This window comes from Streptomyces sp. CY-1, from assembly GCF_047218265.1.
GTDB lineage: Bacteria > Actinomycetota > Actinomycetes > Streptomycetales > Streptomycetaceae > Streptomyces > Streptomyces niphimycinicus.
The window spans coordinates 1,700,111-1,719,190 of the sequence record NZ_CP178393.1 but is presented as its reverse complement, the minus strand read 5'-3'; the positions used below and the strand labels follow the sequence as shown (position 1 = coordinate 1,719,190).

At 70.1% G+C, this 19,080-nt stretch carries 21 protein-coding genes, 1 pseudogene and 1 riboswitch; of the genes and pseudogenes, 16 read left to right on the top strand and 6 right to left on the bottom strand.

Annotated features, from left to right (window positions below; all coding sequences use genetic code 11):
- Positions 1–151: 151 nt before the first annotated feature.
- Together ACK1X7_RS07145 and ACK1X7_RS07140 are read left to right on the top strand one after the other, a co-directional pair.
- On the top strand, positions 152–508 hold the full coding sequence (locus ACK1X7_RS07145) for a hypothetical protein (RefSeq protein ID WP_390795626.1): 357 nt from the start codon (positions 152–154) through the stop codon (positions 506–508).
- A gap of 172 nt (positions 509–680) precedes the next feature.
- Positions 681–1,151: a nuclear transport factor 2 family protein gene (locus tag ACK1X7_RS07140; RefSeq protein WP_385152980.1), complete on the top strand. Its 471-nt coding sequence runs from the start codon at positions 681–683 to the stop codon at positions 1,149–1,151.
- Positions 1,152–1,185: 34 nt separating this feature from the next.
- Here the strand turns inward: ACK1X7_RS07140 and ACK1X7_RS07135 are convergent, their stop codons facing one another.
- Complete coding sequence (locus tag ACK1X7_RS07135) at positions 1,186–2,688, bottom strand: FAD-dependent monooxygenase (RefSeq protein WP_390795629.1); 1,503 nt, start codon at positions 2,686–2,688, stop codon at positions 1,186–1,188.
- Positions 2,689–2,785: 97 nt separating this feature from the next.
- Between ACK1X7_RS07135 and ACK1X7_RS07130 the strand changes: the two genes are divergently transcribed.
- Complete coding sequence (locus tag ACK1X7_RS07130) at positions 2,786–3,427, top strand: TetR/AcrR family transcriptional regulator (protein ID WP_385152974.1); 642 nt, start codon at positions 2,786–2,788, stop codon at positions 3,425–3,427.
- Between the two features lie 51 nt (positions 3,428–3,478).
- Here the strand turns inward: ACK1X7_RS07130 and ACK1X7_RS07125 are convergent, their stop codons facing one another.
- The gene (locus ACK1X7_RS07125; protein WP_398162010.1) at positions 3,479–4,363 is read right to left on the bottom strand and encodes a helix-turn-helix domain-containing protein; all 885 of its coding nucleotides are present in this window, start codon (positions 4,361–4,363) and stop codon (positions 3,479–3,481) included.
- Between the two features lie 159 nt (positions 4,364–4,522).
- Between ACK1X7_RS07125 and ACK1X7_RS07120 the strand changes: the two genes are divergently transcribed.
- The 6 genes and pseudogenes from ACK1X7_RS07120 (at position 4,523) to ACK1X7_RS07095 (ending at position 9,849) form a co-directional block, all read left to right on the top strand.
- Positions 4,523–5,308: an alpha/beta fold hydrolase gene (locus tag ACK1X7_RS07120; protein ID WP_413114781.1), complete on the top strand. Its 786-nt coding sequence runs from the start codon at positions 4,523–4,525 to the stop codon at positions 5,306–5,308.
- A gap of 204 nt (positions 5,309–5,512) precedes the next feature.
- Complete coding sequence (locus ACK1X7_RS07115; protein ID WP_385152965.1) at positions 5,513–6,400, top strand: serine hydrolase; 888 nt, start codon at positions 5,513–5,515, stop codon at positions 6,398–6,400.
- Positions 6,401–6,604: 204 nt separating this feature from the next.
- Complete coding sequence (locus ACK1X7_RS07110) at positions 6,605–7,534, top strand: LysR family transcriptional regulator (protein WP_390795632.1); 930 nt, start codon at positions 6,605–6,607, stop codon at positions 7,532–7,534.
- A 79-nt stretch (positions 7,535–7,613) separates the two neighbouring features.
- Positions 7,614–8,359, top strand: a pseudogene (locus ACK1X7_RS07105) (NAD(P)-dependent oxidoreductase); the annotation flags it as partial.
- Between the two features lie 99 nt (positions 8,360–8,458).
- A complete protein-coding gene (locus tag ACK1X7_RS07100; RefSeq protein ID WP_382956568.1) occupies positions 8,459–9,103 on the top strand; it encodes a LysE family translocator in 645 nt (214 codons plus the stop codon).
- Positions 9,104–9,156: 53 nt separating this feature from the next.
- The gene (locus ACK1X7_RS07095) at positions 9,157–9,849 is read left to right on the top strand and encodes a M24 family metallopeptidase (RefSeq protein WP_390795633.1); all 693 of its coding nucleotides are present in this window, start codon (positions 9,157–9,159) and stop codon (positions 9,847–9,849) included.
- On the opposite strand, the gene ACK1X7_RS07090 is transcribed toward ACK1X7_RS07095, so the two are convergent.
- Positions 9,822–11,117, bottom strand: a complete 1,296-nt coding sequence (locus ACK1X7_RS07090) for an MDR family MFS transporter (protein WP_413114780.1) — start codon at positions 11,115–11,117, stop codon at positions 9,822–9,824. The genes ACK1X7_RS07095 and ACK1X7_RS07090 overlap by 28 nt on opposite strands.
- Before the next feature lie 109 nt (positions 11,118–11,226).
- Positions 11,227–12,156 (bottom strand): cobalamin-binding protein, encoded by a 930-nt coding sequence (locus ACK1X7_RS07085; protein ID WP_413114779.1) that lies wholly within the window; start codon positions 12,154–12,156, stop codon positions 11,227–11,229.
- A gap of 101 nt (positions 12,157–12,257) precedes the next feature.
- Positions 12,258–12,402, top strand: a riboswitch (cobalamin riboswitch).
- A gap of 38 nt (positions 12,403–12,440) precedes the next feature.
- Here ACK1X7_RS07085 and ACK1X7_RS07080 point away from each other — a divergent pair.
- The 4 genes from ACK1X7_RS07080 (at position 12,441) to ACK1X7_RS07065 (ending at position 14,844) form a co-directional block, all read left to right on the top strand.
- The gene (locus ACK1X7_RS07080) at positions 12,441–12,662 is read left to right on the top strand and encodes a CbtB domain-containing protein (RefSeq protein ID WP_014058848.1); all 222 of its coding nucleotides are present in this window, start codon (positions 12,441–12,443) and stop codon (positions 12,660–12,662) included.
- A gap of 21 nt (positions 12,663–12,683) precedes the next feature.
- The gene (locus ACK1X7_RS07075) at positions 12,684–13,445 is read left to right on the top strand and encodes a CbtA family protein (RefSeq protein ID WP_390792521.1); all 762 of its coding nucleotides are present in this window, start codon (positions 12,684–12,686) and stop codon (positions 13,443–13,445) included.
- 80 nt (positions 13,446–13,525) lie between these two features.
- Entirely contained in the window at positions 13,526–14,344 is an 819-nt protein-coding gene (locus ACK1X7_RS07070) for a CPBP family intramembrane glutamic endopeptidase (protein WP_413114778.1), read from the top strand.
- A 119-nt stretch (positions 14,345–14,463) separates the two neighbouring features.
- Complete coding sequence (locus ACK1X7_RS07065) at positions 14,464–14,844, top strand: VOC family protein (protein WP_137964481.1); 381 nt, start codon at positions 14,464–14,466, stop codon at positions 14,842–14,844.
- Between the two features lie 12 nt (positions 14,845–14,856).
- Here the strand turns inward: ACK1X7_RS07065 and ACK1X7_RS07060 are convergent, their stop codons facing one another.
- Positions 14,857–15,225, bottom strand: coding sequence for a DUF952 domain-containing protein (locus ACK1X7_RS07060; protein ID WP_385149301.1), 369 nt, complete (start codon positions 15,223–15,225; stop codon positions 14,857–14,859).
- Between the two features lie 46 nt (positions 15,226–15,271).
- Positions 15,272–15,937 (bottom strand): hypothetical protein, encoded by a 666-nt coding sequence (locus tag ACK1X7_RS07055; protein WP_385149298.1) that lies wholly within the window; start codon positions 15,935–15,937, stop codon positions 15,272–15,274.
- Between the two features lie 163 nt (positions 15,938–16,100).
- On the opposite strand from ACK1X7_RS07055, the gene ACK1X7_RS07050 reads away from it, so the two are divergent.
- From ACK1X7_RS07050 to ACK1X7_RS07040, 3 genes are read left to right on the top strand one after another with little or no spacing between them, the layout of a single operon-like run.
- Positions 16,101–17,177: an ABC transporter substrate-binding protein gene (locus ACK1X7_RS07050; protein WP_413114777.1), complete on the top strand. Its 1,077-nt coding sequence runs from the start codon at positions 16,101–16,103 to the stop codon at positions 17,175–17,177.
- Complete coding sequence (locus ACK1X7_RS07045; RefSeq protein ID WP_413114776.1) at positions 17,177–18,259, top strand: FecCD family ABC transporter permease; 1,083 nt, start codon at positions 17,177–17,179, stop codon at positions 18,257–18,259. Before ACK1X7_RS07050 ends, ACK1X7_RS07045 begins: the two co-directional genes overlap by 1 nt.
- Positions 18,256–19,026, top strand: a complete 771-nt coding sequence (locus ACK1X7_RS07040; RefSeq protein ID WP_385149289.1) for an ABC transporter ATP-binding protein — start codon at positions 18,256–18,258, stop codon at positions 19,024–19,026. The genes ACK1X7_RS07045 and ACK1X7_RS07040 overlap by 4 nt, the downstream gene beginning before the upstream one ends.
- Positions 19,027–19,080: the final 54 nt, after the last annotated feature.

The following is a 19,080-nucleotide window of genomic DNA, read 5'->3' as shown; positions in this document are numbered from 1 at the left end:
AACATCCCCCTCATTCCCCCTGACCACGGTGGCGGCAGTGGCCGTCAGGGGGAATGAGGGGGCTTCGGCCGCTCCGGCCGCCCCGATGGTGTGCGGTGGCCGCGCCGCCCCGTCCTGCGGACTTACGGTGGTTCGGGGGCACGGTCCCGGTGTGGGGCGACCCGCTCGCACCGGCACGGGAACCGGCGCTGTACAGGGCCGGTGTCCCTGGCCGGCCCGCGCCGTCTACGAGGGCTTTGTGGCGGCGAAGGAGGCAGGAGCCCGGCGGTACCGGCAGGGACGGCGACTGTACGAGGCCCCGTTCATGGTGCCCTGGCTGAACGCGCTGTACGAGGAGAACGCCGAGCTGATGACCGAGGACTGGTGGCCCTATGGCGTGGCCGCCAACCGCGCGGCCCTCGACACACTGCTGCGCTACCACCACGAACAGGGCCTGACCGCACACCGCTGGACGATCGAGGAGATCTTCCCCCCGACCTGCTGGAGACCTGACCTGCTGGAGACCTGACCGCCCGGGGTCGGTCACCCCTGGCCGTGGCCCAACTGCCCTCCATGAGCCCGCCGGTGTGCCGCCTGGGTGCGGTGCTCCTAGGCGGCGTTCGGCCTGGTCGGCGGTGCTCGACCGGTCCAGACTCGATCGGGCAGGACCGACCAGCACCCATGGACGAAAGAGGCCCGTCATGACAGCGACCGCCGACTACGACAGCCTGGCCCGCAGACTCCAGGCACTGGAGGACAAGGAAGCCCTGCGCGCCCTCATGATCCGCGGATGGCGGGCGCTGGACCGCAAGGACTGGCAGACCTGGATCGAATGCTGGGCCGAGGACGCGGTGCTGGAGTTCGGGCCGTGGGAGAAGATCCACGGAAAAGAGGCGGTCCGGGCCAAGGTGGAGGAGGTGGAATCACCCTACGCGAGCATGCAGCATCACATCCTCAACATGCACGTCGACGTGGCGGGCGACCGGGCGACGGGGATCGGCTACATGTGGTTCGTCGCCGTCACCGAGCCCGGGAGCACCTCCTCCCCCTACTCCATGGGCGGCCCCTACGACTGGGAATTCCGCCGGGGCCCGGACGGCTGGCTCCTGGTCCGCCAGCGGCTCGGCGTCTGGTGGACCGACGGCGAGGACACCTTGAGGGCCTTCGCGTAGGCGTCCTCCGTGTCACTCGGCCTTGTCACCCGGCTCAGCGCACCCTCGCGAGGTCGCCGGTGAGCGCGGCCAGCAGGGTGTCGCCGCAGGCGGCGGTGGTGTCCGTAGCCCAGCAGACATAGCCGTCGGGGCGGATGAGCAGGGCGGCGGCGCCCAGATCGTCGGCGCATGTGGCGCGGACGAGGTCGACTCGTGGCGGGAGCGGGAGGTCGGCCGGGACGGCTCCGGCCAGGTCGAGCAGGACGGCGTGCCCGGAGCCGAACAGTGTCGACAGCCGGGTGGTGCCGGTCTCGGTCACCAGATCGGCGTCCGGCATGCGCTGCCCGGTGAGCGGGTGATCGCCGGGCAGGTCGTAGCGCAGCGAGAGACCGGACATCAGCCCCGCGAGATGGCGGTTGGTGTCGGGCAGGCGCAGCAGGTCGGTGATGATGTCGCGCAGGGCGGCCACGTCCTCGCTCGGGTTCGGACTCGTCAGGACGCGCTGCGCCGAGGTGTGATGCAGGACCTGGGCCGCGACCGGATGCCGTTCGGCGTGGTAGCTGTCCAGCAACCCGCTCGGCGCCCGGTCCTGGAGGACCGCGGCCAGTTTCCACCCGAGGTTGAGCGCGTCCTGTACGCCGAGGTTGAGGCCCTGGGCGCCCAGCGGGGGGTGGATATGCGCGGCGTCCCCGGCGAACAGGACACGGCCCGTGCGGTAGTGCTCCAGTTGCCGTGTGGCATCGGAGAACCGCGAGGAGTTGTCCACGCCGCCGAGGGTGGTCTCGGGGCCGTACACGGCCTCCAGCGCGGCCGCGATCTCCTCGTGGGTGACGGCGGTGTCGCGGGCGGTGTCCGCCTGGTCCGCATGCCCGAAGGTGAACCGGTACCGGTCGCCGCCGACAGGGACCAGCATGGACCAGTAGCCCCGCGCCTGACGGGTCAGGGTGCTCATATGCCCCGCCTGCCGCGGCACCAGCGAGGAAACGGCGGACAGCCGGATATCGGCCAGCACCGCCTGATGCGTTCCGGCCCGGCCGGGAAACGGCAGCCCGAGCAGTTTCCGCACCGTACTGTGGCCGCCGTCGCACGCCACCAGGTAGTGAGCCCGCGCCCGCAGACCGTCCGCCGTGACGACCACACCATCGTCATCCGGCGCGACCCCTGAGACGGCGGCGCCGCGCAGTACCCGCGCGCCGGCGGCGGTCGCCCGCTCTTCGAGCACCTCCTCGATCTCCCACTGAGGGATCCCGATCGGAAAGGGGTGCTCGGTCCGCCAGGGGGTGCAGTCCAGGGGCACGGGCAGGGCCGCGAAATGGCCGCCCATCGGACCACGCGCGATGGCCCGCCGCAGCAGCGGCTCCAGCAGGCCGCGGGATTCCAGCAGTTCGGCGGTGCGGGGCTGAATCGTGCCGCCCTTCACCTGCTGGATCCGCTCTGGCAGCTTCTCCAGCACCAGGGTCTCGACCCCGGCCAGAGCCAGTTCGTACGCCAGCATCAGCCCGGTCGGGCCCGCGCCCGCGACAACGACCTCGGTCGTGCTCTCCGTCAACACCGTCACTCCATCTCATCTCAACGCTCCGGATCAGCTCACCGAGGGTAAATATATACCCGGTGCAGAAATTTACCAGGGGCAGTTTTCTGTTACCGTGGACGCCGTGGACGGCAAGCCAGGACTACGGGAACGAAAGAAGCAGCGGACCCACGCGGCGATCTCCGACGCGGCGATCTCGCTGTTTCTCGAACACGGCTTCAACCAGGTCTCGGTGGCCCAGGTGGCCGAGGCGGCCGAGGTGTCCAAGCGCACCCTCTTCGCCTACTTCCCGACCAAGGAAGACCTCGTGGTGCACCGCCTGGCCGACCACGAGACCGAATCCGCACGCGTCGTACGGGCCCGCCCGCCGGGCACCGACCCACTGACCGCACTGCGCGAGCACTTCCTCAAGGGGCTGCGCGAGCGGGATCCGATCACCGGGCTCAATGACCATCCCGCGGTGCGCAGGCTGCACCGCATGATCCTCGACGCGCCCTCGCTGGTGGCCCGGATGGCACGGTTCAAGACCGGCGCCGAGCACGCCCTGACCGAGGCACTGCGGGAAACGGCGGACATTCCGGAACTCACCGCGCGGCTCGCCGCCGTCCAAATCGTCGCGGTCCACTGGGCGTTGGCAGACGACAACGCCGAACGTGTGGCGTACGGGGAGCCGGCCGACGAGCGCTACGCGGGTGCCGTGGCCGACATGGAGCACGCCTTCGCCCTGCTGGAGAACGGATTGCGGCACCTGCCCCCGCAACAGTGAACCTGCCCCCGCACATCAGTGACTCTCCGGACCCCGGCCGCCGAGGGCGAGTCAGACGCCGCGTGTGCCGCCGGTGCTGTACGCGGCGCGCCACGCGGCGGGGGGCAGGCCGGTCTGGCGCCGGAAGAACGTGGTGAAGTTGCCGACGTCCCGGAAGCCGAGGCGTCGGCCGCAGCCGCTGACCGGCAGATCGGTGTGGGCGAGCAGCCGTTTCGCCTCCAGCAGGATGCGCTGGTCGAGAAAGGTCTTGGCGCCCGTGCCGGTGGCGGCGCGCGTTGCCCGGGTGAGGGTGCGTACGTCGTAGCCCAACGCCCGTGCGTAGTCGGCCACCTGGTGCCATTCGGCGAAGCGCTCTTCGACGGTGGCCCGATAGACCCGGAACACTTCGGTTGGCCGGCTGCCGGGTCTTGCCGCCTCGGCCGAGGGCGGTGTGCCCGGGAGTGCGCGCAGGATCAGCGCCGCCAGCAGGTGGGAGAGCAGGGCGGGGGATGCCAGGCGTGGTGTGTGCACTGCCGTGCTGTGCTCGCGGCCGAGATGTTCGGCCGCGAGCAGGGCGAGGGGCAGCCGCTGCCGGTCCAGATGCCAGCACGCCGGTGTGGTGGCCTCTGCCGCCGTGAAGCCGGAAAGGAAACCGGGCCGGAACAGGATCAGCGGGCCGTCGCAGGCGTCGATATCGCTCCAGCGGTGCACCATGCCCGGCCGGATCCACACGGCGCCGCCTTCCCCCAGCCGGTAGTTGTGGAAGTCCGCTTCATGGCTGCCGGTTCCGGAGCCGACCAGCGCGAACACATGGAAGTCGGGGCGCTGCGGCTGGGTACGACGGCGCTGGGTGTCCATCGAACGCAGCGCGGCGAAATCCAGGACCTCCACCCCGTACGCCGATCCCACGGCAGGCAGATAGCGCAGTTGCCGCACCGCACTGTGTCCGTTTTCCACAATGAACGTGTTCCTTTCCGCCAAGGAGTGGACACTCCCTCGCCTACGGTCGATTCCGCGCCTGATCGGCAGGTCAGGTTACTGGTTCCGAGCTGCGGCAGGACGACGGAGTCGCCTTCCGCGGCCGAGAGGGAAGGCGCGAAGATGATGGAAATGACAATGAGAGTTCCCGTGGCGGGCGGATCGCTCGATGTGCGAGTCGGGGGCGATACCGGTCCGACGCTGGTGTTCGCCCACTACTGGGGCGGCTCCGCCGACACCTGGAACGGTGTGCTCGGCCACCTGCCGCCCGGGCAGGCGACGGTCCGCTTCGACCAGCGCGGCTGGGGCACCTCGCGGGCGCTGCCCGGGCCCTATCACCTCGACCAGCTCGCCGACGATCTCGTCCGTGTGGTCGAGGAGCGGGTATCGGGGCCGTTCGTCCTCGTCGGCCACTCGATGGGTGGCAAGGCGAGCCAGCTCGTCGCGGCCCGCCGACCGGCCGGTCTGGCCGGTCTGGTGCTCGTCGCGCCCGCGCCGCCCCAGCCACCCGCCATGGTGACCGAGGAGTACCGACAGGGCCTGTCACACGCCTACGACTCGGCCGAGACGGTGGCGCACGCCCTCGACCATGTCCTGACCGCCACACCGCTGCCCGAGACGGTGCGGGCCACCGCGGAGCGCGACAGCCTCGCCTCCGGCGCCGAGGCCCGGCAGGAGTGGCCCCTGCACGGAATCGCGCGGGACATCACCGATGCCGCACGGCGTATCGAGGTCCCTGTGACGGTGCTTGCCGCGGAGAACGACATGGTGGAGCCGCCGCACATCCTGCGCGAACACCTCTTGCCCCACATCCCGCACGCGACCCTGATGACCGTCCCTGACGCCGGCCACCTGCTCCCCGCGGAAGCCCCCGGCGCCGTAGCCCGAGCCCTCGGAGACTTCCTCAGGGCCATTCGGCGCTGACCGGGTCCCGGCTCGTCCGCCGCACCGCGCCCGGTCCGCCCGGGCGCGGTGCCTATTGTGGAGCGATCTTGTGAGACTTGGACGCGTTCGTGAACCTCACCTGCCTCCGGCTCGTCATCCAGGGTCCGAGCACCCGGATGGCTTCGCGACGGAGCGAAGGCACCGCGTGTCCAACTGCCCCACGAACGAATGGACAAGCCCACCATGGGTCGACACCGACGAATAACCCAGCCTCCCCGTAGCACCCTGGCGACAAAGGCGGCGCTGGCCGCAGGGGTGCTCGTGCCGACGATCGCCTCGGTGGGGTCGGCACACGCGGCCACCCCGCAGGCGGCGATCTGCACCTCGGACCGGCCGGAACTCGCCGACAAGCTCTCCGAGGACATCAACTCGGCACTGGAGGGCTCCGCCGCCACCACGGCGATCAGCCTCCACGACCGCACCACGAACACCACCTGCACTCTGGACGCGGACCGGCACTTCGACTCCGCGAGCACGGTCAAGGTGACCGTGCTCGGCACCCTGCTGTGGGACGCGCAGAAGGACGATCGCGCCCTGACGCAGGAGGAGAAGGACCATGCCACCGCCATGATCACGAAGTCGGACAACGACGCCACCACCGCGCTGTGGAAGCAGCTCGGGGCCGACAAGATCAACGGGTTCCTGCACGCCGCGGGGATGACCAACACCACCCTCGACAGCGAGGGCCACTGGGGGCTCACCCAGATCACCGCGAACGACGAGGAAAAGCTCCTCCAACTGGTGACCCACAGCAACCCGGTGCTCAGCGATGACTCCCGCGCCTACATCCTCAAGCTGACGGGCGAGGTCATCCCCTCGCAGCGCTGGGGCACCCCGGCCGGTGCGCCGAGCGACGCCCAGGTGCATGTGAAGAACGGGTGGCTGGAGCGGGCCACCAACGGCTGGCGGGTGCACAGCCTCGGCGCCTTCACCGGCGGCGACCACGACTACACGATCACGGTGCTCTCGCAGGACAACGCCACGATGGACGACGGCATCGCCAACATCGAGGGCATCGCCCGCGCGGTCCACGAGAACCTCAACGCGCCCGCGTCCGGCGCTCAGTCGTAAGCAGCTTCGTTCGGGTCACCGCCACTGGCCGGACCCGTCTCGAAGGTCGTCCGATTCACCGGCCGGGGCCCTTTATGCGGGTCCCGGCCGTGTGCTGGTGAGCGACACCGAACTCCCCACCCGTCGACCACCTCGCGGACAGCCGCAGCCTGCACGATGCTGTACGCCGCGCCCTCGGGACGGGACGCGTCGTGGAGGTCACGCATGCAACTGCGCCAGTTGGAATACCTGGTCGCCCTCGCCCGCGAGCGCCACTTCGTCCGCGCGGCGGCCGCCTGCTATGTGTCCCAGCCGTCGCTGGCCGCCGCCATCCGCCGCCTTGAACACGAACTCGGTGTGCCGATCGTGCGCAGGGGACGACGGTACGAGGGGCTCACCCCGGAGGGCGAGGTGGTGCTGGCGTGGGCACACCGCATCCTCGCCGAGCGGGACGGGCTGCGGCAGGAGCTGTCGGCGTTGGGCGACGGCCTGACCGGTACCCTCCGCCTGGGAGTGATCCCCACCGCGATGCCCGCCGCGTCCCTCCTCACCAGCCCCTTCTGCGAAAGCCACCCGAGGGCCCGGGTGAGCATCGAGTCACTGTCCTCGATCGACATCACCCACGGGCTGGCCGAGTTCGAACTGGACGCGGCGATGACCTACCTCGACGACGACTCCCTGGGCGGCCTGCGCCGGCTCCCGCTGTACGAGGAGCGATACGTCACACCCGTCGACGGCTCGCTCGCCACCGCGGCCACGGCCCGCTGGGCGCAGGCGGCCGACCTCCCCCTGTGCCTGCTCGGCCCGCGGATGCGCAACCGCCGCATCATGGACGAGTGCTTCGCCGCCGACGGCGCCACCGTCACGCCCGCCATCGAGTCGGACAGCGTCGCCGGGCTGTACGCCCACCTGCCCGGCGGCCGCTGGTCCAGCGTGATCTCGCACGCCTGGCTGCATATGTTCGGCGTACCGGAGGGCATGCGGGTGGTGCCCCTGGAGGGGCCCGTGCACGGGCCGCGGGTCGGGCTGGTCACCGGCCCCGACGACCCGCCCTCCGTCCTCGCCGGGGCGCTGCTCACGGTGGCCCGGGAGGCCGACGTACGGCAGGCGCTGGACGAGCGCCTGCACACCTGCCTCAACGGACACGGGCGATAGCCGCCGACTATACGAGCATAGCGAGATTCGCTTTGACCAGGCCGTTCAGCGGCGAGGATGGTGAACCGCACCTGCCCACGTCACCTCCGACAAGGACGGCGACGGCTCGGTGTTCGACCGAGAGCCGCCCGATGCCGATGTCGTGATCTCGCAGCCGTTCTGGCCCGCGTACCTGACGTCCGAGCGCATCGCCGTCGCCAAGAACCTGAAGCTCGCCATCACCGCGGGCATCGGCTCCGACCACGTCGACCTCGACGCGGCGATCGCACACGGGGTGACGGTCGCCGAGGTGACGTACTCCAACAGCATCAGCGTCGCCGAGCACGTGGTGATGATGGCCCTGTCCCTGGTGCGGAACTATCTGCCCTCCCACCAGGTCGTTCTCGACGGCGGCTGGAACATCGCGGACTGCGTGGCCCGGCCATCAACGCGCCGCTGCACCCCGAGACCGAGGGCCTGTTCGGGGACGAACTGCTCGCCACGATGAAGCGCGGCGCGTACCTGATCAACACGGCCCGGGCCCGGATCGTGGACCGGGACGCCGTCGACCGTGCCCTGCGCAGCGGCCAGTTGGCGGGCTACGCGGGCGACGTCTGGTACCCGCAGCCCGCCCCCGCCGACCACCCCTGGCGCACCATGCCGCACCACGGGATGACCCCGCACATCTCCGGCTCCACCCTGTCCGCGCAGGCCCGTTACGCGGCGGGCACCCGCGAGATCCTGGAGTCCTGGCCCATGGGGCGGCCCATCCGCGACGAGTACCTGATCGTGGACGGGGGAGCACTCGCCGGAACCGGAGCGCACTCCTATTCCGTGACCAAGTAGGGGAGCGGCCACTGTCCGCGGGTGCCTGAGGCTGGAGTGGGCGTTCCGTCATCTGTTTGTATGTCCCCTGGACGGAGCGATTCAGGAGGTGGCGGACACGTGGTGTCCACGGAGAGTGTTCTCACGTTCGCGGCGATGTCGCTCTTGGTGATCGTGATCCCGGGGCCGAGTGTGCTGTTCGTGGTCGGCAGGGCCCTCGCCCACGGCCGCCGCACGGCGCTCGCGACGGTCCTCGGCAATGTGATCGGCTGCTACGCCCTGGTGGTCGCCGTGGCGTGGGGCCTCGGCGCGCTGGTGGAGAGCTCGGTGGCGCTGTTCATGGGCGTGAAGCTGGCAGGAGCGGCGTATCTCGTCTACCTGGGTGTGCAGGCGTTCCGGCACCGCAGGGAGATGCGCGTGGCGAACATGGACGCTCCGGCCGATGAGCGGCGTGGTGATCTGCGTTCGATCCTGGACGGCATTTTGGTGGGGGTCACCAACCCGAAGGGCATCGTCTTCTTCGCGGCGGTGCTGCCGCAGTTCGTCGACCACTCGGCGGGTCATGTTCCCGTCCAGATGATGGTGCTGGGCCTGGTCCCGGTCACCATCGGCCTGGTCACGGACACCTTGTGGGGCCTGGGCGCCTCGGCGGCCCGCTCCTGGTTCGCCCGCTCGGACCGCCGCCTCTCGATGGTCGGCGGGGCGGGCGGCCTCGCGATGATCGGCCTGGGTGTGACGGTGGCGGCGACCGGCCGCGCCGACTGAGGACTGCCTCATCCGGTTGCCGGGAAACGATCTAGCGGCCTACCGTCGGGCCCATGGCGGACGACGAACCCGCGCGCGCGGCACGGTTGCTGGATGCCCAGGCGAAGGCCGTACGGCTCTTCGCGGAGATCCAGGGGCGCGGGCTGGTGGCGCCGGGCGAGGGGGAGCGGGCGGTCAGCGACCGGATCCGGGACCTGGCGAACGAGATGTTCGGCACGACCCGGCACTGGCACAAGCGGATCGTGCGCTCGGGGCCGAACACGCTCCTGCCGTACCGGGAGAATCCGCCGGACCGGGTGATCGGCACGGACGACATCGTGTTCGCCGACCTCGGACCGATCTTCGAAGAGTACGAGGCCGACTTCGGCCGGACCTTCGTCCTCGGCGACGACCCGGTCAAGCGGCGGCTGCGGGACGATCTGCCCAAGGTCTTCGACGCGGGCAAGCGGTTCTTCGAAAGCGACCCGGAGATCACCGGGAAGCGGCTGCACGCCGAGGTGGACCGGCTGGCCGCCGGGGCCGGCTGGGAGCTGGGCGGCTGGCACGCCGGCCACCTGGTCGGGGAGTTCCCGCACGAGACGATCGACGGCGCGCGCGTGGAGTCGTACATCACGCCCGACAACGACACCCCGCTGCGGCACACCGACAAGGCCGGACGCCGCTGCCACTGGATCCTGGAGATCCACCTCGTCGACCGGGAACGCGAGTTCGGCGGCTTCTACGAGGAGCTGCTCACCCTGGGCTGATCCGGGCGGCGGGGCAGCAGTGTCACCGCGAGGGCCGGGACGGCGGCGAGGACGAGCCAGCGGGCGGCGGGCGGAAGGCCCAGGTCGAGCAGGGAGCCGGTGGCCGAGCTGCCGATGAGGACGATCAGGCCCGAGACGGACGACAGCGCCCCGGTGTAGAGGCCGAGCCGACCGTCCTCGGCGAGGTCGGGCACCCAGGCGCGGGCGGCCGGGACGACCAGCATCTGGCCGAGGGTGAGCAGCACGACGTAGCCCGCGGCGGGCAGCAATCCGACGGCGCCCGTCCAGGCGGCCGGGCGCGCGGCGGCCACGACCGCGAAACCGGCGGCGATGAGGAGCAGCCCGATGGTCATCGAGCGGCGCAGATCGAGCCGGTTGCCCGCCCAGTGGGTGACCGGGAGCTGGGCGAAGACGACCAGCAGGGAAGACAGGGCGAACAGCCACGACAGCGGCACCTGGGAGCCCGCCGCGCGCTCCACTTCGGCCGGGAGGGCCAGGTAGAGCTGGTTGTAGGCGAGCAGATAGGTGCCGTATGCGCAGCACAGGGCGAGGAATCGCCGGTTGCGCACCATCGCGCGGACGCCGCCCCGCTCCCGGTTACGGACCCGGCCCGGGATGTGCCGCGGCATCAGCCAGGCGTGCCCGGCGAGGACGAGGACGAAGACCCCGGCTCCGGCGAGGCACGCGGCGCGGAACTCCACGCCGAGCAGCAAACCGCCGAGGAGGGGACCGACGAAGGTACCGGCCTGGCCGGAGACGGTGAACAGGGCCAGGACCCGGGTGCGCGAACCGTGGCCCTCCTCCTCCCAGGCCACCGCCTGCCGGGCCACTTCGGATTCCACCGCGGGGGAGAACAGCGCGGCGGCGAAGCCGATCAGCAGCACCGCGCCGATCACCGCCCAGGTCCGCTCCGCGTAGCCGAGCCAGACGAAGCCCGCGATCCGCGCGGCACAGCCGGTCAGCACGACGGGGCGCACGCCGTAGCGGTCCACCAGCCAGCCGCCGACCACGAACAGCCCCTGCTGGCTGAAGGTCCGCAGACCGAGGACGAATCCGACCATCCATCCCGCCATGCCGATCGCGGTGCCCAGGTGCTCGGCGAGGAAGGGCAGGACCGCGAAGAAGCCGACGTTGAAGGCGAGTTGGGTCAGGATCAGCAGCCGCAGAAGCGGAGACAGATGCCTCCAGGTGCGCTCGCGCGGGGACTTCGGGGTCGGCGCCGTCCGGGCGGCTCGGCCGGTCAGGGCGCGGCGGATCAGGTCCGTCATGGGGTGTCGTCCGAGAGGGAGCCAAGACTGGTGCGCATCTTATGCATCAGCGCATCGTATGCAAGAAGCGCCGAGCACTTGCCGTGGCTTTTGGGCGGACGGAACCGCGTCACCGGCCGGGGGCGCCCGGGAACGGGTGTGCCTCGTCCGCCGTCACCGCGGTCCCGGCCCGTACACCGTGCAGGACGTGGGCGAGTACTTCCGCTCCGCGCACCACACGAGGGCCCGGGCGGTTGAAGTAGGCCGGCCCGTCCAGCACCCAGACCCGCCCGGCCCGTACGGCGGGCAGTTCCGTCCAGCCCGGGAGGCGGGTGAGGAGTTCCGTCTCGCGCAGGGTCCGTTCCGGCGGGAAGCCACACGGCAGGACCAGCACCACCTCCGGGCGGGCGGCGCGCACCGATTCCCAGGTCATCGGCTTGGTGTGCTCGCCGGACACGGCGAGCAGCGGTGCGCCGCCCGCGGCGCTGATCTGGTCGGGTACCCAGTGTCCGGCGGGCCACAGCGGGTCGAGCCATTCGATCGCCACGACCCGGGGCCGGGCGCGGCCCGCGACCGACCGGCGGATCCGCTCGAGGCGGTCGTGCAGCTCGGCCCGGCGCTGCTCGGCGCGCTCGCGCACGCCGAGCAGCTCACCCACGGTGACCAGGCAGTCCAGTACATCGTCGAGCGTGCGTGGCTCCAGGCTGAGGACGCGGGTGTCGGCGTCGAGCAGCCGGACGGCCCGGCTGACCCTCTCGTACGAGACGGCGCACACCTCGCACAGATCCTGGGTGAGCACCACGTCGGGGCCCAGGGCCGCGAGCGCTGCGGTGTCGAGGGTGTAGAGGGACGACCCGGAGTGCGTCGATCCGCCGACCGCGTCGGAGATCTCCCGGCTGGTGAGGGTGTTCTGGTCGAGGTCGGCTCCGGTGACCACGGGAACGGACGCCACGGTCCGCGGTGGCCAGTCGCATTCGTGCGTCCGGCCGACCAGGTGCTCGGCGAGTCCGAGTTCGGTGACGATGTCGGTCGCGGCGGGCAGCAGGGAGACGATGCGCATGCCGCGACCTTAGGGCCTGCCCGGGGCAGGCCCCGGCTCCCGCACCGTCCTCAGGACGTCCCGGCGCAGCGTCTCGCCAGGTGGGCGGTCTTGGCCATGAACGCGACACGCGGTACGGTCGGTGCGATATCGACGACGGTAAGACGGAAGCCGGTGGGAATCCGGCACGGTCGCGCCACTGTGAACCAGGGGTCCCGGATGGGATCTGTGGTGAGTCAGACCCGTAGCCGTCGTCCTGTGCACCACCGAGATGGGACGCGAACTCCCTTAAGGAGGGCCTGGTCATGGCGCAGCATGTCGCGCAGCCCACTGCCACCACCCCCGAACTGCCCGCCACGTTGCCGCTGAAGGCGATAGCTCCCTGGGCGGTCTTCTTCGGCATCCTGATGCTGGTCCTGCTGTATTTCGTCGGCGCCGAGCAGGGCGCCACCGCCGTTGTCTCCGGTGAGAACGTTCATGAGTGGGTGCATGACGCCCGTCATCTGCTCGGTTTCCCCTGCCACTGATGTGAGGGACGCCGCACAGTCATGAACTCCGCAATGGTGAGAAATCTGCTGATCCGGGGCATGCTCGCGGGTCTGGGGGCCGGTGTGCCGGCCCTGGTCGCCGCCTATTTCCTCGGTGAGCCGAACGTGGACCGTGCGATCAGCTTCGAGGGGGCCCACGCTCCCGCGCATGAGCATGAGGTCGAGCTGGTTTCGCGTGGTGTGCAGTCCACGGCCGGGCTGGCCACCGGTGTCCTGGTCTATGGGATCGCCTTCGGTGGTATCGCCGCTCTGGCGTATTGCGTGGCCCTGGGCCGTGTCGGCCGTTTCACGCCGCGGGCCACCGCGCTGTTGCTGTCGGGGTGTGCGCTGCTGGCGGTGTATGTGGTGCCGTTCCTGAAGTATCCGGCCAATCCGCCCGCGGTCGGTAACGCCGACACGATCGGTAAGCGTACGGCGCTGTACTTCCTGATGATGGTGCTCAGTGTGCTCCTGGCGGTGGGGGCCACGATGGTGGGCAAGCGGCTCGTGCCGAGGTTGGGTACCTGGTATGCGACCGTGGTGGCGGTGGCGGCGTTCGCCGTGGTGATCGGGGTGGCGTTTGCCTTCCTGCCTGTGGTCAATGAGGTGCCGGGGGACTTTCCCGCCACGGTGTTGTGGCGGTTCCGGTTGTCCGCGCTGGCCATGCAGGTGATTCTGTGGGGTGGGTTCGGTCTTCTCTTCGGTGAGCTTGCCGAGCGGTTGCTGAATCCCAGGCCCGCGACGGCCGATGAGAGCCGGACGGTGGCAACCGCCACGAACTGACGCCGACCGAGCAGGCCCAGCTTCTGGGCTGTGCGGCCGCCTGCCACGAAGTCCTGTCCGCGGCTACGCTCGGTCTCGTGATGAAGCGGTGGAAAGGCCACGTCATCCGTCATCCGCTCTGGGGCGCGGTGGAGTTGACCTTCGCATGGCATGCGGTGCTGCTGCTGTTCGCCGAGGTGATCCTGCCTCCGCTGGCGCCCTCGTGGTATCCGGATCTCGGCGCCACCCTGGTCAACGCGATCTGTGCCGCGGGGGTGTGGCTCGTCCTGTGGCGGTGGGGCTGGCTGCGCCGCTCCGCGGTGGCCGTACTCGGCCGTCCACGACGCTGGTGGCCGGCCGCGCCGATGCTGCTCATTGCCTGTTCGTACACCGTGGCGGGTCTCGACGGCAGTGCGACGGTCATCGTCAGCGGCCTGGTTTCGCTGCTGTGGGTCGGCATCAACGAGGAGATCTACAGCAGGGGCCTCGTCCAGCAGGCACTCAACCCGCTCGGTCCGATCCGCGCGACCGTCGGCGTCGCCGTCTTATTCGGAGCAGGACACCTCCAGAACTTCCTGTTCTTCGGCGATCCGCTCGACGACACGCTGTGGCAGATGCTGTCCGCCGGTCTCTTCGGCTTCACCTGTGCGGGTCTGCGTTACGCGATCGGCTCGGTCTGGCCGATGGTCGTCGTCCATGGGCTCGACGACTTCTTCCAGATCCGCTCGCCGGGCTCGGCCCCGGACTGGTGGCAGGTGAGCGTGTTCGTCTTCCAGGCCGCGTATGGCCTGTGGCTGCTGCGCCGATACGGGGCCGAAGGCGCCCACTCGGCTGCGGAGGCCGTCAGTCCCAGCCTCAGTCCCAGCTCCGGCTCCGGCTCCGGCGAGCGTCCCGAGGGAGACAGGCAGGCGAGGGCCTGAAATCCATTCGCCACTGCTCGCCTCGCCCGGTACGGTCCCGAGAGTCCTCACTGCGGGAAGCCTCTGAGATCTGCGCGCGGCCACCCCGGCAGTACCCACGCTGAGAGTAGGTTTCGTCAATGGCATGTCGTATCAGTGAACTCGTGCTCGGTTGCCGCGACCCCGAGGTGCTGGCGCGATTCTGGTGCGAGGTCCTGGACTTCGTGGTGCTCGATCGCGAGGACGACGGAACCCTCGAGATCGGGCCGCGCGAAGGGTTCGGCGGTCCGCAGCCGACGATCATCCTCAGCCGCAGGGACGAGCCGGAGCCCGGGAAATCCCGGCTGCACATCGATGTCAACGCCACCGACCGCGATCAGGACGCCGAGCTCGAACGCCTCCTGAAGCTCGGTGCACGGCGGGCCGACATCGGCCAGACCGGGGAGGAGCAGTGGCACGTCCTCGCCGATCCCGAAGGCAATGAGTTCTGCCTGCTCAAGGCCCGCCTCGCTCCACTCTGACGGCCCTCGTCGTCAGCGTGGGCGCACATCCGTCAACCCCACCGCCCGGCTCTCCGAGTCCCATACGATCTCCTGGATCCGCGCCACCGCCTCGCGGTTGAGCGGCCCGAAGACATGGGGAAACAGGCAGTTCTCGGCGACGCCGGGCGGCGGGGCGGGGTTCGCGGCCTCCCATTCGCATTTCGCGGTGAGCCGGTCCTCGTCGAGGAGCAGCGCCAGCAGCGGCCTCGGCGCATCGCGGTAGAAGGCGTTGACGACGGCCAGCGTGGTCGCCTCGTCGGGGGAGCAGTGGATGAAACCGTCCTCCGTGAGGGATGCGGGGCTGTAGGGGCGGTCGGGAGCGGTGTTCCACTCGGCAAGCGGTACGACGTGGTAGATCATGACTCGATTAAACCGCCATCATCTGCGGCAGGGTGGAAGGACCGCGCTACCGCAGCCCGGGCTTCGGTGGCGGTGCCACAACCTTCGGGTCCGGGTATTCGGGCGCTTCCCGGCAGTCGAGCTGCGACGTTGTCCTCTTCGCCGAGGCGATGAGCAGTTTGGCGTGGGAGTGGTCGCTGACGGTGAAGTGGTCGCGCAGGGCGAACTCCAGGGAACGACCCCCGCCCGACTCCGTCCCCCTTCCGCTGTCGATGTCACACGCGACCAGGAGCCTGCCGGCGTCCTCCGGACCGACGGTGGTCGTGTAGCGCACCGACCGGCCCGACGGGAGTGAGTGGGGAGTCCAGGCCACGGTGAGGGCGAGCAGCTCCTTCCCCTCGGCCTTGTCCGTCAAGGTACAGAGGTCCTCGGGCGTGCTCCTCCTGGCCGACTCCTCCCGCAGCGTCTTCGCCACGTGGCCGGTGCTCTCGGTCTCGACCGGATAGACCTCGCTGGGCCCGTTCGGCTCCCGGGCCTCTTTCGCGATGGCCTCGTCGAACAGGCCGCCGCAGGCTTGGGCGACAGGTATGAGCCCGGCGCCGGCGGTCGGCTTCGAGGTCGGCTCCGGAGCCCCGGATTCGCCGTCACCGCCGCCACAGCCCGTGACGGCGATGACAGATGTGCAGACGAGGGCTGCCAGCCGCCCCAGAGGCAGGCGGAGTTTGCGGTGCACGTTCTCTCCTGTCGACTCCATGCGTCACCGACGCCACGTACCTAGTCTGCCCTTCAAGTTCAGAGACTCTCACCGGCTCCCACTGAGCGGGAACCGATGCCGTATCCGCCACGACTACTGATCCGGGGCAACCCGGGTATCAAGTGGATCCAGGAGAGTTTCGATGCGTTCTCGTGTGTGGTGGGGTACGACGGCCGCGGTGCTGGGTGGCCTCCTCGTGGCGGGCTGTGGTGACGGAGGCGGCAGTGGCGGCGGTGACAAGGCGGGCCCCGCCGACGAGAAGTCGGCCACCGGCCACTACCCGGTCACCGTCACCGATTGCATGGACGCCAAGACCACGTTCTCCAAGGCCCCCGAGAAGATCGTCACCAGCAACGCCTCCAGCCTGGAACTGCTGCTGCGCCTCGGCGCCGGTGACAACGTCATCGGCACCGGCTTCCCGCCCGGCAAGGGAACGCTGCCCGGTGAACTCGACGCGCAGGCGCGGAAGGTGAAGGCGCTCGGGCAGTCCGTGATCCCGAAGGAGAAGCTCCTCGGCTCCGGCGCGGATCTGTACATCGACACCTTCGCCTCGATGAACATGGGCGGCGGCATGGGCGACGCGCCGACCGAGGAGGAGTTCAAGGCGGCCGGAATCAAGCACATCTACCTCAAGTCCACCGCCTGTGCGGCGCGGAACAAGGGCGCGGTGACCGACCTGTCCGCGGTGGAGGCCGACATCACCTCCCTCGGCGCGGTCACTGGCACCAGCGCGAAGGCGAAGGAACTCGTCGACGGCATGAAGGGGAAGCTGGACGCCGTCCGGAAGGCGGTCGGCCGGACGGCGGAGGGCGAGCGGCCGACGTACTTCTTCTTCGACTACGACGCCGGCACCAAGCAGCCCACCGTCGTCTGCAACCGCCAGGTCGCCAACGCGGTGATCACTCTGGCCGGTGCCCGCAATGTCTTCGCCGACTGCGACGGCGACTACAAGCAGGTCGGCTGGGAGGACGTCATTTCCCGGAACCCGGACTGGATCCAGTTGGGCGTCCGCGATCGGGGCAGCGAGGCGGCGAACCAGAAGGCGTTCGACGAGGCGCGGAAGTGGCTGGAGTCGAACCCCGCCACCAAGGGCCTGAAGGCCGTCAAGGAGGGCCACTTCCTGCGCATCGGCTCCGAGCGGACCACCATCGGCGGAGTCGAGAACGCCGACACCGTCAAGGAGATCGCCAAGGCCCTCCACCCGGGCAAGATCGGCTGATGGCGCTCGACACCACGGTGAGCCGGAAGGGCACCGATGCCCGTGTGCGCATCCGGCGCTCCATGCCCGCCGGGCCGCTGGCGCTGCTCCTGGCGGTCGCGTTGCTCGCGGCCCTCACAGCGGCGGTCGCCTGGGGTTCCACGTCGATACCGCCCGGTGAGGTGTGGAGCGTGGTCTGGCGCAGACTGAGCGGCGACGCGCCCCGGCCCGGCACGAACGATCTGATCGTGTGGCAACTGCGCCTGCCCCGCGCCCTGTTGGCGGCCCTGGTGGGTGCCGGGCTCGGCCTGGTCGGTACGGCGATGCAGGCGCTCGTCCGCAACCCGCTGGCCGACCCGTACTTCCTGGGTGTCTCCAACGGCGCCTCCCTCGGTGCCGTCGCCGCCATCGTCCTCGGCCTCGGCAGCGGGGGAGCGCTGGGCCTCGGTCTGTCCGGTGCCGCTTTCGCGGGAGCCCTGGCCACCTTCGCTCTCGTCTGGGCGGTGGCGCGGCGCGGTGGCGGATTCGCGCCGCTCAGGCTGGTGCTCGCCGGGGTGGCCATCGGGCAGTTCCTGTCCGGCTTCACCAGCTACCTCGTTCTCCAGGCCGGGGACGAGCAGCAGACCCACAGTGTGCTGTTCTGGCTGATGGGCAGCCTGAGCGGGGCGAGCTGGCCGCTGCTGGCCGCCCCTGCGGTGGCGGTTCCGGCGGTCCTGCTGCTGTTGCAGGCCCGGGCCCGGGGCCTGAACGCGCTGCTGATGGGCGATGAGACGGCGGCCGGGCTCGGCATCGACGTCGTACGGCTGCGCCGTGAGCTGTTCGCGGTCACCAGCCTGCTCACCGGCGTCCTCGTCGCGGTCTCCGGGGCCATCGCCTTCGTCGCCCTCATGGTCCCCCACGTCTGCCGCCTTGTCGTCGGCGGCGACCACCGCCGACTGCTGCCCGTGTCGGCGCTCTTCGGCGCGCTGCTGCTGGTGGTGGTCGACATCGTGTGCCGCACGGCCATGGACACGCAGGAACTGCCGGTCGGGGTCGTCACCTCGCTCATCGGCGCTCCGGCTCTGCTGTATCTGCTGGACCGGCGCTTGGGGAGCGGGAGTTGAGGATCGATATCGAGGACCTGCGGGTCGCGTACGCCGGACGTACGGTCGTGGCCGATGCCCACCTCATCGCGGCCGAAGGCGAGATCACCGGTCTGGTGGGGCCCAACGGCAGTGGCAAGTCCACTCTTCTGCGGACCGTGTACCGGCATCTGAAGCCCGCCGCCGGACGTGTGCTGCTCGACGGCTCCGACATCCGCGAGCTGAGCCCCGCGCGGTCGGCCCGGCACATCGCCGCGCTCCCACAGGAGCGGGGCGGGGACTTCGAGCTGACCGTACGTGAGGTGGTCGCCATGGGCCGCACCCCCTACAAGCGGGCGTTCGCCGGGGAGGACGCCGCCGACCGGGACATCGTCGCGGGTGCTCTCGCGGACGTCGGCATGGGGGACCACGCCGACCGCCACTTCAGCGAGCTGTCCGGCGGCGAGCGGCAACGTGTGTTGCTGGCCCGTGCGTTCGCCCAGCAGACGGACGTCCTGGTCCTGGACGAGCCGACGAACCACCTCGACGTACGCCACCAGGTCGAACTCCTCGCCCTGCTGCGCGGCCGACGCCGTACGACCCTGGTGTCGCTGCATGACCTCAACGCCGCCGCCTCCGTGTGCGACCGGCTGCATGTCCTGCACGAGGGTCGCGTGGTCGCCTCCGGTACACCCCGCGAGGTGCTGCGACCGCCCCTGCTGGCCGAGGTGTTCGGCGTACGTGCGGCCGTGGTCGAGCATCCGCTGACCGGGGACCCGCTGATCGCCTTCGACCACCGGGAACTATGAAATGGGAACCATGAAATCCAGCCGTTTTTCCTGATACATCCGGGAACTCACTCC

What these genes read in the sequence shown, in the direction of transcription:
- ACK1X7_RS07115 (WP_385152965.1), top strand. Translation starts at nt 5,513, where the DNA reads ATGGGTCGACACCGACGAATAACCCAGCCTCCCCGTAGCACCCTGGCG.
- ACK1X7_RS07140 (WP_385152980.1), top strand. Translation starts at nt 681, where the DNA reads ATGACAGCGACCGCCGACTACGACAGCCTGGCCCGCAGACTCCAGGCA.
- ACK1X7_RS07045 (WP_413114776.1), top strand. Translation starts at nt 17,177, where the DNA reads ATGGCGCTCGACACCACGGTGAGCCGGAAGGGCACCGATGCCCGTGTG.
- ACK1X7_RS07110 (WP_390795632.1), top strand. Translation starts at nt 6,605, where the DNA reads ATGCAACTGCGCCAGTTGGAATACCTGGTCGCCCTCGCCCGCGAGCGC.
- ACK1X7_RS07095 (WP_390795633.1), top strand. Translation starts at nt 9,157, where the DNA reads ATGGCGGACGACGAACCCGCGCGCGCGGCACGGTTGCTGGATGCCCAG.
- ACK1X7_RS07065 (WP_137964481.1), top strand. Translation starts at nt 14,464, where the DNA reads ATGGCATGTCGTATCAGTGAACTCGTGCTCGGTTGCCGCGACCCCGAG.
- ACK1X7_RS07060 (WP_385149301.1), bottom strand. Translation starts at nt 15,225, where the DNA reads ATGATCTACCACGTCGTACCGCTTGCCGAGTGGAACACCGCTCCCGAC.
- ACK1X7_RS07075 (WP_390792521.1), top strand. Translation starts at nt 12,684, where the DNA reads ATGAACTCCGCAATGGTGAGAAATCTGCTGATCCGGGGCATGCTCGCG.
- ACK1X7_RS07070 (WP_413114778.1), top strand. Translation starts at nt 13,526, where the DNA reads ATGAAGCGGTGGAAAGGCCACGTCATCCGTCATCCGCTCTGGGGCGCG.
- ACK1X7_RS07080 (WP_014058848.1), top strand. Translation starts at nt 12,441, where the DNA reads ATGGCGCAGCATGTCGCGCAGCCCACTGCCACCACCCCCGAACTGCCC.
- ACK1X7_RS07120 (WP_413114781.1), top strand. Translation starts at nt 4,523, where the DNA reads ATGAGAGTTCCCGTGGCGGGCGGATCGCTCGATGTGCGAGTCGGGGGC.
- ACK1X7_RS07050 (WP_413114777.1), top strand. Translation starts at nt 16,101, where the DNA reads ATGCGTTCTCGTGTGTGGTGGGGTACGACGGCCGCGGTGCTGGGTGGC.
- ACK1X7_RS07090 (WP_413114780.1), bottom strand. Translation starts at nt 11,117, where the DNA reads ATGACGGACCTGATCCGCCGCGCCCTGACCGGCCGAGCCGCCCGGACG.
- ACK1X7_RS07085 (WP_413114779.1), bottom strand. Translation starts at nt 12,156, where the DNA reads ATGCGCATCGTCTCCCTGCTGCCCGCCGCGACCGACATCGTCACCGAA.